Genomic DNA, 12,850 nt, shown 5'->3' with positions numbered 1-12,850 from the left:
GCTATTATAAAACCTGGGCTATTTCTCCGATCATTTAGTTTAGATACTTGGTGCCTCGTTCTCTTCAATAACAACGTTAGGGAAGATGTTTTTACCTCTCCACCTTCTGTTAACCCTTTTTTTCTAAGGTGTGTCTTCAAACCGCTTCTCCGCCAAAACCTGCCGCTGTATGCCCTAAGGAATCTTGGGTACAGTACCATTTTCTGATCACATGCGGAGAAAGGCGTTTCGCCACTAGGTAGTTTTTCGGTGGAGGCTTACGTCTCGGTGTTTCAAAGACTTCGCTCTTCTTCCGAAGGTGTGTGTGTGACTGGAAAGTGTATTCCTGGCTCTGAGTACAAACGGACCGAGCTGTACTTGATTTGGGGCTTTTAGCCTGTTACAGGAGGACAAGGACTCCAGCGCAGTTATTTCTCCCTGATGGCCGTTTTTAGATAGAATGCAGAGCAGATAAGGTCGCCTGGGTCCGCAAAAGAGAATAAACAGGGATTTTACTCTCCATAGCACCTCCTGTGCGTTACGGGTAAATGAACCCGCTGCGGGCTTTTGGGCCCTACTTTCAATTCTAAATCCTTGCTTCCCCAGAGCTCTTCCAGTTTGAAGACATGCTCTAGTCTACTTGTTCAAGCAATGAGTAAATGTTCTCTACTTCATCAATATCTAATCCACTAGAACTAAAATCGCTCGCGGTCTTCTCGCTGTGCGCCTGCCGGGTGCAGTGGGTGATCAGTCTGCGAAGCTGTTCCGCGTAGCACGCCATCCAGCCCTCCACCGTTTCCTTCCGGTATGTGTCTGCCGCATAGTCGCATGTAAACACGAGCTCTCCGCCGATCACCATCCCGTTCAGGCTCAGCTTGTACTCTCCCGGGAGGTTCGGGTCGATGCTGCTGCCTGTCCCGTACGCCGACGATTCGAATAGATCTGTCGTCACGTCCCGGTCGAACTGGCCCAAGTAGTTGAAGCAGATCTCCGGGCGAAGGTCGAATGTCAGCTCCTGTTTGTGCTCCGCAGCTGTCATATACTTCAGCACGCCATATCCCAGCCCTTTGTTCGGCACGCTGCGCAGCCCCTCTTTCACCCGCTTGATGCAGCCCGGCAACGTTTCCGACGCCCCCAGGTCAAGCAGTGTCGGCACGACCGTCGTAAACCAGCCGACCGTTCGGCTCACATCCACCGCTTCCCCGATCTCTTCCCGGCCATGCCCTTCCAGGTCCACGACAAACCGATCCTTACCAGTCCATTCCCGCAGCGCCAGGCCCAGCCCCGTCAGCAGGATGTCGTTAATTTCCGTGTAGTACGCCCGATTCGCCTGGTTCAATAACTGCGCCGTCTCTTCCTGCGACAGCCGGATGCTCACCGCTCCGCCGGTCTCCTCCGCTTCCAGGGGTCCTTCGTCCGCCGGCAGTGCCGCAGCCGGCATCTCTTCTACTCGCTTCCAATAAGCGATTTCACGCAGCAGTTCCTCACTGTCCGCATAGCGCGCCAGGGCCTCCGACCACGTCTGGAACGCGTCCGTTTTCTCCGGAAAGCGGATCTCCTCGCCCCTCTCCGCCTGCTCATAACCGGTCTGCACATCTTCGAACAGGATCCGCCAGGACACCCCGTCCACCACCAGATGGTGGATGACGATCAGCAGATGGTCGCCCTCGCCGGTCTTCATCAGCCCTAGGCGCAGCAGCGGCCCTTGCTCCAGATGCAGCCCCCGCTGCAGCCGCTCGGCTTCCGCCGCAATCCGTGTATCCACCGCGGTTTCCCCGCGCAAGTCGATCACGTCCAGCCCGAAACTCGCCTCTTGAGGCCCGCAGCTCCACTGCACGATGCCCCCCGCTTCTTCCCGGTACCTCATCCGCAGCGCATCATGATGCTGGGCGATCCGTTCAAACACACGGCGCAGAATGACTTCGTTGAATCCGTCCCGGCGATGCAGCATGACCGCCTGGTTATAATGGTGCGGCAGCTGCGGCGACCGCTCAAACAACCCTTGCTGGATCGGAGTTAATCGTACTTCGCCTTCGACCGGACGCTGATCGATCTGCCGCGCCAACTTCTGCACATGCGGACACAGCTCCAGAATTGTCGGATACCGGAACAGCTCACGGATCCCCAAGTGCAGCCCGTGCCCCCGCAGCCGCGCGGCGATCTGAACGGCTTTGATCGAATCCCCGCCCAGCTCGAAGAAGTTGTCTTGGATCCCGACTTGTCCGACTTGGAGCACGTTCTGCCAAATCGTTGCCAGCTTCGCCTCCATCTTGCTGCGCGGCGCCACATATTCGCTTCCCGCCTGAATCTGTCCTTGCGGCTCCGGCAGCGCCTTGCGGTCGACCTTGCCGTTAGGGCTGAGCGGCAGCTTCTCCAGCTCCACAAAATAGGACGGGATCATGTAATCCGGCAGCTGTGCCGTCAGGTGCGCACGCAGCTCCGTTACCGGAACAGCTTCGTTGTTTACAAGATACGCGCACAAGTACGCCTGCCCTTGCTCGTCCTCATGGGCCAAGACCACCGCTTCGCGGATCTGCGCATGCGCCATGAGCCGCGCCTCAATCTCCCCGCACTCGATCCGGTAGCCGCGGATCTTCACTTGCTGGTCGATCCGGCCCAGGTACTCCAGGTTGCCGTCCGGCAGCCATCGCGCCAAATCCCCGCTCCGGTACATCCGCTCACCCGGCTCGAACGGGTTGTCGACGAATTTTTCCGCCGTCAGCTCCGGCCGGTTCAGATAGCCCCGGGCCAGACCGTCGCCCGCGATACACAGTTCACCCGCGACCCCGATCGGCTGCAGCTGCCGGTTGTCACTCACAATGTACAGCTGCGTATTGGCAATCGGCCCCCCGATCGGCACCGCCGCTTCCGCGAAGGTCGGAGCGCTGTCGTAATACGCGACATCGACCGTGGCCTCCGTCGGCCCATACAGGTTGTGAAGCGTGGCTCCGCTAACTTCCATGAACTTGTAGAACCCGCTCACATGCTGCGGCTTCAGCGCTTCCCCGCTCGCAAATACCCGGCGCAAGCTCACGAGCTTCTCCGGGCTAAACGCTTGCCCGGCCTGCTCCAGGAAGACGCTCAGCATCGACGGCACAAAATGCATCACCGTGACCCCGTAACGCTCCATCGTTTCGGCCAGCACCGCCGGATCTTTCTCTCCCTGCGGCGGAAGCAGGCAGACCTTCGACCCGGTCATCCCCCACCAGAACAGCTCCCACACCGAAACGTCGAACGTTATCGGCGTCTTCTGCAGAATGACGTCCCCTTCTCCGACCGGGTAGCGGTTCTGCATCCATTGCAGGCGGTTGATGACCGCGCGATGCTCAATCATGACCCCTTTCGGGTTGCCTGTGGTCCCCGAGGTATAGATCACATACGCCAAACGCCGGGAATCCGGCGTAAGCTCCGGATTGGCCTCGGATTGCACCCGCTCTCCAGGCGTCAGCTCGATGACCATCCCCTCAAATCCGCATGAATCCTGGCCGGGCTGAATCAGCAGTACCGCCGCGCCGCTGTCCCCGAGCATATACCGGATGCGTTCGGCCGGCAGCGCCGAATCAATCGGCAAGTACGCCCCGCCGGCCTTCAGGATGCCATAAAGCCCTACCATCAGTTCCAGCGAGCGTTCCGCCATAATTGCTACAATCGTTTCCGGCTCCACACCTTGCCCGCGCAGCGTCCACGCCAGCTGATTCGCCCGCGCATTCAGCTCCGCATAGGTCAGCTGCTGATCCCCGTACATGATCGCCACCGCATCCGGCGTCTTCTCCACCTGCTCCTCGAACAGACCGTGGATCGTCGCTTCCTGCGGATACTCTGCCGCCGTGTCGTTGAATCCGTGCAGTAGCTGTTGTTTCTCCTCCGCCGTCACAAGCGATATCGAGGCCACCGGCCGCTGCGCATCCGCCAGCATTTGCTGCGCGATCTCCCGGATGTGCCCTTCCATTCGCCGGATGAATATCCCCTCGTATACCTTGGCGTTGTAGCATAAATTAATCGACATCGCTTCGCCCGGGAATAACACGACGGTTAGGTCATAATTCGTCTGCTCATATACTTCAACGTCACGGATTCCAAACGCAGCCTCGGCCGTCCCGCCTGCTTGGCCAAGCGCTTCGGCGATCGGATAGTTCTCGAACACCAAAATATGGTCGATTAGCCCTTGCTTCAGCGCGCTCATTCCCTGAATCTCATACAGCGGATAATGGCTATGTGATTCCGAGACCAGCGCTGCTTCCTGCACCTGCTGCAGCAGTGCCGTTACACTCTGCTCGGGGGAACTGCTGACCCGTACCGGCGTTGTATTGATAAACAGGCCGATCATCCGCTCGATCCCCGGCACCTCCGCCGGTCTCCCCGATACGACCGCCCCGAATACCACATCATCGCTCTGGTTGTATTTCTGTAGTAGCAGTCCCCAGATCGTCTGCATCACTGTGTTCAGCGTCACCTGGGCCTGGCGGGCCAACCGCTCCAGCTCCCGGGTCATCCCCACATCCAGACGGAAGGCATGCTCCTGCCGCTCAGCTTCTGTTCGCCCTGTTGCCCCTGTCACTCGCGGCACACTCGCCTGTTGCTCATAGTCCCTCAGGTACCGGCTCCAGTACTGCCGCGCCGCCTCCCTGTCCTGCATGTTCAGCCACTGCATGTATCGGCTATACGGCTCCACGGGCCCCAGCTCTATCGGCTGCTTCGTCTGCAACCCGCGATAAATCGCCATGAGCTCCTGCATCAGAATACTCGTGCACCAGCCGTCCATGATGATGTGATGAAAGCTCCAGATGACATGCTGACACCCCTTCTCCCCGATCACAATCGTGGCGCGCATTAGCGCATCCCGGCTCAGGTCAAAGCCCCTTTGCCGGTCTTCCTGCTGGATCGTCTCCAGATCACCTGACCCTTCCCTCACCCGCAGATCAACTTCCCGTTCCTGCAGCACCAGCTGCACCGGCCGCCCTACCTGCTCGCTCACGATCACCGTCCGCAGCATGTCGTGCCTTTCCGTTAAACGGCCCAAGCTTTCCTCGAATACCGCGATATCCAGCGTTCCTTCAACCCGGAACGTAAACTGCTCGAAATACGTCGCAGCCTCCGGGTCCAGCTCAGCGTGAAACAACATGCCTTCCTGCATCGGAGACAGCGGATAGATGTCTTGCACCTTATAGCCGTAGGCTTGCTGCAAGCCGCTCGCTTCCTGCGGCTCCAAATCCGCCAAACTGAAATCGCTCGCGGTCTTCTCGCTGTGCGCCTGCCGGGTGCAGTGGGTGATCAGTCTGCGAAGCTGTTCCGCGTAGCACGCCATCCAGTCCTCCACCGTTTCCTTCCGGTATGTGTCTGCCGCATAGTCGCATGTAAACACGAGCTCCCCGCCGATCACCATCCCGTTCAGGTTCAGCTTGTACTCTCCCGGGAGGTTCGGGTCGATGCTGCTGCCTGTCCCGTACGCCGACGATTCGAATAGATCTGTCGTCACGTCCCGGTCGAACTGGCCCAAGTAGTTGAAGCAGATCTCCGGGCGAAGGTCGAACTTCAGCTCCTGTTTGTGCTCCGCGGCTGTCATATACTTCAGCACGCCATATCCCAGCCCTCTGTTCGGCACGCTGTGCAGCCCCTCTTTTACCCGCTTGATGCAGCCCGGCAACGTCTCGCATGACCCCAGGTCAAGCAGTGTCGGCACGATCGTCGTAAACCACCCCACCGTTCGGCTCACATCCACCGCTTCCCCGATCTCTTCACGGCCATGCCCTTCCAGGTCCACGACAAACCGATCCTCACCGGTCCATTCCCGCAGCGCCAGGCCCAGCCCCGTCAGCAGGATGTCGTTGATTTCCGTGTAGTACGCCCGATTCGCCTGGTTCAATAACTGCGCCGTCTCTTCCTGCGACAGCCGGATGCTCACCGCTCCGCCGGTCTCCTCCGCTTCCAGGGGTCCTTCGTCCGCCGGCAGTGCCGCAGCCGGCGTCTCCTCGATTCGCTTCCAATAAGCGATTTCCCGCAGCTGTTCCCCGCCGTCCGCATAGCGCGCCAGGGCCTCCGACCACGCCTGGAACGCGTCCGTTTTCTCCGGAAAGCGGATCTCCTCGCCCCGCTCCGCCTGCTCATAACCGGTCTGCACATCTTCGAACAGGATCCGCCAGGACACCCCGTCCACCACCAGATGGTGGATGACGATCAGCAGATGGTCGCCCTCGCCGGTCTTCATCAGCCCTAGGCGCAGCAGCGGCCCTTGCTCCAGATGCAGCCCCCGCTGCAGCCGCTCGGCTTCCGCCGCAATCCGTGTATCCACCGCGGTTTCCGCGCGCAAGTCGATCACGTCCAGCCCGAAACTCGCCTCTTGAGGCCCGCAGCTCCACTGCACGATGCCCCCCGCTTCTTCCCGGTACCTCATCCGCAGCGCATCATGATGCTGGGCGATCCGTTCAAACACACGGCGCAGGACACCTTCGTCGAATCCGTCCCGGCGATGCAGCATGACCGCCTGATTATAATGGTGCGGCAACTGCGGCGACCGCTCAAACAACCCTTGCTGGATCGGAGTTAATCGTACTTCGCCTTCGACCGGACGCTGATCGATCTTGTGCGCCAACGTTTGCACATAAGGGCACAGCTCCAGGATCGTTGGATACCGGAACAGATCGCGGATCCCCAAGTGCAGCCCATGCCCCCGCAGCCGCGCGGCGATCTGAACGGCTTTGATCGAATCCCCGCCCAGCTCGAAGAAGGAATCCTTGACGCCCATCCGCTTGATGCCCAGAACCTCCTGGCAAACCGATACCATCAAGGCTTCCTGGGCTGTCCGCGGTGCTTCATAGCCTTTGCTGTACGTCTCCCGGTCCGGTGCCGGCAGCGCCTTACGGTCCACCTTGCCGTTAGGGGTTAGCGGCAGCTTCTCCAGCTCCACAAAGTAGGACGGAATCATGTAATCCGGCAGCTGTGCCGCCAGGTGTGTACGCAGCTCCGGTACTGGAACAGCCGCGTCACTTACGAGATACGCACACAAGTACGCCTGCCCTTGCTCGTCCTCATGGGCCAAGACCACCGCTTCGCGGATCTGCGCATGCGCCATGAGCCGCGCCTCAATCTCCCCGCACTCGATCCGGTACCCGCGGATCTTCACTTGCTGGTCGATCCGGCCCAGGTACTCCAGGTTGCCGTCCGGCAGCCATCGCGCCAAATCCCCGCTCCGGTACATCCGCTCACCCGGCTCGAACGGGTTGTCGACGAATTTTTCCGCCGTCAGCTCCGGCCGGTTCAGATAGCCCCGGGCCAGACCGTCGCCCGCGATACACAGTTCACCCGCGACCCCGATCGGCTGCAGCTGCCGGTTGTCACTCACAATGTACAGCTGCGTATTGGCAATCGGCCCCCCGATCGGCACCGCCGCTTCCGCGAAGGTCGGAGCGCTGTCGTAATACGCGACATCGACCGTGGCCTCCGTCGGCCCATACAGGTTGTGAAGCGTGGCTCCGCTAACTTCCATTAACTTGTAGAACCCGCTCACATGCTGCGGCTTCAGCGCTTCCCCGCTGGCAAATACCCGGCGCAAGCTCACGAGCTTCTCCGGGCTAAACGCTTGCCCGGCCTGCTCCAGGAAGACGCTCAGCATCGACGGCACAAAATGCATCACCGTGACCCCGTAACGCTCCATCGTTTCGGCCAGCACCGCCGGATCTTTCTCTCCCTGCGGCGGAAGCAGGCAGACCTTCGACCCGGTCATCCCCCACCAGAACAGCTCCCACACCGAAACGTCGAACGTTATCGGCGTCTTCTGCAGAATGACGTCCCCTTCTCCCACCGGGTAGCGGTTCTGCATCCATTGCAGGCGGTTGATGACCGCGCGATGCTCAATCATGACCCCTTTCGGGTTGCCTGTGGTCCCCGAGGTATAGATCACATACGCCAACCGCCGGGAATCCGGCGTAAGCTCCGGATTGGCCTCGGATTCCACCCGCCCTCCAGGCGTCAGCTCGATGACCGTCCCCTCAAATCCGCATGAATCCTGGCCGGGCTGAATCAGCAGTACCGCCGCGCCGCTGTCCCCGAGCATATACCGGATGCGTTCGGCCGGCAGCGCCGAATCAATCGGCAAGTACGCCCCGCCGGCCTTCAGGATGCCATAAAGCCCTACCATCAGCTCCAGCGAGCGTTCCGCCATAATTGCTACAATCGTTTCCGGCCCCACACCTTGCCCGCGCAGCGTCCACGCCAGCTGATTCGCCTGCCCGTTCAACTCCGCGTAGGTCAGCTGCTGATCCCCGTACACGGCCGCCACCGCATCCGGCGTCTTCTCCACCTGCGCTTCAAACAGCTCATGGATCGTCGCTTCCCGCGGATACGCCGCCGCTGTGTCATTGAACGCATGCAGCAGTTGTTGCCTCTCTTCCGTCGTCACAAGCTCATACGAGCCAATGCTTGCTTCCGGCTGACCGGCCATTTGCGACAAGAGCTGCACGAAGTGCATCAGGTACCGCCCGGCTGTCTCCTCATTGAACAGCGCGCAGCTGTATTCCAGCAACAACTGAAGTCCTTGCTCACTCTCCGCAACGTTCAGCGTCAGGTCAAACTTCGTCGCCCGGTGGTCCAGCTCGACCGGACGAACGTCAACATCTGCCAAGCCAAAGCGCGCCTGCTCCATGTTCTGCAGCACCAGCATCGTGTCAAACAAGGGATTGCGGCTCCTATCGCGCCGTACGTTCAGCTTCTCGACCAGTTCCTCGAACGGGTAATCCTGATGCTCGAATGCCGCCAGCGTCCGCTCCTTCACCTCGCGCACGAAGTCCATAAACCGCTTGTCCCCGGACGGGGCGTTGCGCAGTGCCAGCGTGTTCACGAACATCCCGATCATCGGCTCCGTATCCCCATGCGTCCGTCCCGACACCGGCGTCCCGACCACAATGTCGCTCTGCCCCGTGTACTTGTGCAGCCACACGTTATAGGCCGCCAGCAGCACCATGTACAGCGTGGCTCCGGTCTCTGCGGCAATTCGTTTTAGGGCCTCAGCTACGTCCGCGCTGATCTGCGCATGAACCTGTCCGCCTTCGCTGCTTAGCACCGCCGGACGCATCCGGTCGGCCGGCAGCTCCAGCACCGGCACTTCCTCCGCATAGGCCGACAGCCAGTACACCTCATGCCCTTGCATCCGCTCTACCCCGAGCGTGTCCTGCTGCCAGACCGCGTAGTCTTTGTACTGGATCCGCAGCGGCGTCAGCTCCTCACCGGCATACGCCGCCATAAGGTCCGACACCAGAAGGTTCAGCGAAACGCCGTCCGAGACGATATGGTGCATGTCCCACACCAGCCAATGGTGCTCCTCTGCCAGCCGCAGCAGCCCAGCCCGCAGCAGCGGCGCCTGATCCAGCTCGAACGGCCGCACAAAATTCCGGGTGAGTTCCCGCGCCTGCGCTTCATCTGCCTCCCGGCATACCCATTCAAACACCACGTCTTCATGTACCTGTTGTCTCGGTTCGCCGTCGATCCACGTGAACGACGTGCGCAGCGATTCGTGACGGGCGATGACCGAGCGAATCGCTTCCTCCAGCCGATCCGCATCCACCTGCCCTGTTAGCTCCATGACCCCCGGCATGTTGTAGCGCGTGCTCTCCGGCTCCACCTCATGCAGCACGTATAGCCGCCGCTGCGCCGAAGACAGCGGGTACGAAACCTGCGCTACCGCCGGCTCGATCCGGCCGTAATCGCTTTCCTCCGTGCTGCGCACATAGTCCGCCAACGCCCTCACCGTCGGACGCGCGAACAGCTCCCGCAGCGGCAGCTCCACCGCCAGCTGCTGATGTATGCGCGACACCAGCGTCATCGCTTTCAGCGAGTGACCACCGCGCTCGAAGAACGAGTCCCCGATGCCGACTTCGTTTACCCCCAGCACCTCTGCGAACAACTCCGCCAATTGCGTCTCCAGCGCATCCCGCGGTGCTTCATAGCCTTCGCTGTTCGCCTCCCGGTCCGGCGCTGGCAGCGCCTTCCGGTCGACTTTGCCGTTAGGGGTCAGCGGCAGCTTCTCCAGCTCCACAAAGTAGGACGGGATCATGTAATCCGGCAGCTGTGTTGCCAGTTGCGCCCGCAGCTCCGATACCGGAACCGCTTCATCACTTACGAGGTACGCGCACAAGTACGCCTGTCCTTGCTCATCCTCACGGGCCATGACCACCGCTTCGCGGATCTGCGCATGCGCCATAAGCTGTGCTTCGATCTCCCCGCATTCGATCCGGTAGCCGCGGATCTTCACTTGGTGGTCGATCCGGCCCAGGTACTCCACGTTGCCGTCCGGCAGCCATCTTGCTAAATCCCCGGTCCGGTACATCCGCGTCCCCGGCTCGAACGGGTTGTCCACGAATTTTTCCGCCGTCAGGTCCGGCCGGTTGAAGTAACCCCGCGCCAGACCGTCCCCCGCGATGTACAGCTCACCAGCAATGCCCATCGGCTTCAGCTGCAAGTCGTCACCTACAATGTACAGCTGCGTATTGGCAAGCGGCTTGCCGATCGGCACCGTCGCTTCCGCGACGAGTGGCATGCAATCAAAATAGGAAACCTCAGCTGCTTCCGTCGGCCCGTACAGGTTGTGAAGCGTGGCTCCGCTCCCTTCCATTAACTTGTAGAACCCGGCCACATGCTGCGGCTTCAACGCTTCTCCGCTGGCAAATACCCGGCGCAAGCTGCCGAGCTTCTCCGGGCTAAACGTTTGCCCGGCTTGCTCCAGGAAGACGCTCAGCATCGACGGCACAAAATGCATCACCGTGACCCCGTGACGCTCTATGGTTTCGGCCAGCACCGCCGGATCTTTCTCTCCCTGAGGCGAAAGCATGCAGACCTTGGACCCGGTCATACCCCACCAGAACAGCTCCGACACCGAAACGTCGAATGTTATCGGCGTCTTCTGCAGAATGACATCCTCTTCTCCGATGCGGTACCAATTCTGCATCCACTGCAGGCGGTTAATGACCGCGCGATGCTCCATCATGACCCCTTTCGGGTTGCCTGTGGTCCCCGAGGTATACATCACATACGCCAAATGCCGGGAATCCAGCTCTAGCGGCGGGTTGGCCTCGGATTGTGCCTGTCTTCTGGAAGTCAACTCGATGACCGCGCCTTCAAATCCGCATGGATCAAGGCCAGCGTCAATCAGCAGCGCTTCCGCGCCGCTGTCCCCGAGCATGTATTGGATGCGCTCTTTCGGGTAAGCCGGATCAATCGGCAAGTACGCCCCGCCGGCCTTCAGGATGCCATAGATCCCTACAATCAGTTCCAGCGAGCGTTCCGCCATAATCGCCACAATACGCTCCGGCCCTACACCTTGCCCGCGAAGTGTCCACGCCAGCTGGTTGGCCCGTGCGTTCAGCTCCGCGTAGGTCAGCTGCTGATCCCCGTACACTACCGCTACCGCATCCGGCGTCTTCTCCACCTGCTCCTCGAACAGACCGTGAATCGTTGCTTCCCGCGGATACTCCGCAGCCGTATCGTTGAATCCAACTGTAAGCTGACGGGTCCCCACTTCATCCAATAGACGGATATCTTGAATCATACGACTAGGCTCCCCAAGGATATCCTGAAGCATGACAGTAAAAGAGCTAAATATCTGTTCTACAATTCCATCCGAATGGTCAGCTTTATAATCAAAAGCCAATTCGAGTTCACCCGTCAGAGACCAGTCTTTAATCATAAGCTGAAATGGATAAAATTGATGCCCATTGTAAACCTCGTTCGCTTTTACAGTCAGGTTTGCCAAATTCGTCACAAGTCTGGTGCCAAGATTATTTACAACAACAGAAAACAGCTGATCTATTCCCCTTTTACGCAGTTCTAATTCTTGCACCAGATTATCGTATGGATATTTTTGATGAAAGTAACATGACATCAATTCCTGCTGTACTTCCCTGCTAAACGAGTCAAAGCTCTGCATAGCGTTGACTTGAACCCGAAGCGGCATTGTACTGGCAAACATACCAATTACAGATTTTTCTTTCGCTCCGGAACGGTTTAAGACCGGAGTCCCAATGACTAAGTCGCTTTGCCCTGTCGTCCGATTCACATAGGCGAGCATTAACGAGACAAACCAGGCGTTTAGTGAAACCCGGTTCTCATCAAGTTTTTCCCTGATCCGGTCAGAAAGCTCTTTGTTCAGCAGGAATGATTTCCGTGTTCCAGCTGAATCGCCGGTGACCCCTTTGGAAGTTCCCATAACCGTAGGGGACTCATAGTCCTGATAACGGTGTAACCAAAACTTCTTGTCTTTAATGTACCGGTTAGTCCTTAAATAATTATCTTCATGATCTGCAAATTCAAGAAAATTGCTTGATCTGCCAACCGGATTGTTTTCGCCTTTCGCCAGCTTTTCATAAATTGCCAGTGTATCCTGAAGCCATGCTTGCCCTGACCATCCATCAGCAATGATGTGGTGTGCCTTGATTAAATATCCGCACTCATCGTCACTGATTTTGAAGAGGGCTACGTAATATAAAGGGTTATTCTCGAATTGGAAGGGGATTGCCGCCTGCTGCTGCGTCCAAAGCTCAAGCGCCTCATTAGGGTTATTTGAAGTACTGAAATCGATTAGTGGGAACGGGGTTTTATGATGGGGCACATAATATTGATAGGGCTCACCGTTCTGGTTGCGGGAGATTCGCAATCCAAAGCCTGCGTGGTTGCTAAGATTATAGTGGATGGCTGCTTCAATCCAATCTAAATTCGCTTCTCCTTTAAAAATAAAATACAGCGTTATATTATTGAGCGAAGTGTCGGGATAATGCTGCTCCATCATCCAAATTCTCTTCTGTGCGTGCGTTAATGGAAATGCAGATTTGCACCCGCTTAACGGTCTCATACAAGTAAGTCCCCCTCATTAATTATGCTGACTCTG

General features: G+C 58.6%; 1 protein-coding gene. It reads right to left on the bottom strand.

Annotated features, from left to right (window positions below):
- Positions 1–610: 610 nt before the first annotated feature.
- Entirely contained in the window at positions 611–12,814 is a 12,204-nt protein-coding gene (locus tag NST07_RS09485) for an amino acid adenylation domain-containing protein (protein ID WP_342481431.1), read from the bottom strand.
- Between the last annotated feature and the right edge of the window lie 36 nt (positions 12,815–12,850).

Source organism: Paenibacillus sp. FSL L8-0340 (assembly GCF_038593145.1).
Taxonomy (GTDB): domain Bacteria; phylum Bacillota; class Bacilli; order Paenibacillales; family Paenibacillaceae; genus Paenibacillus_AQ.
The sequence above is the reverse complement of the archived record's forward strand: the minus strand, read 5'-3'. Positions and strand labels throughout refer to the sequence as shown.

Bases quoted from the DNA above. Each gene is read 5' to 3' on its own strand.
- NST07_RS09485 (WP_342481431.1), bottom strand. From the start codon at position 12,814: ATGAGACCGTTAAGCGGGTGCAAATCTGCATTTCCATTAACGCACGCA.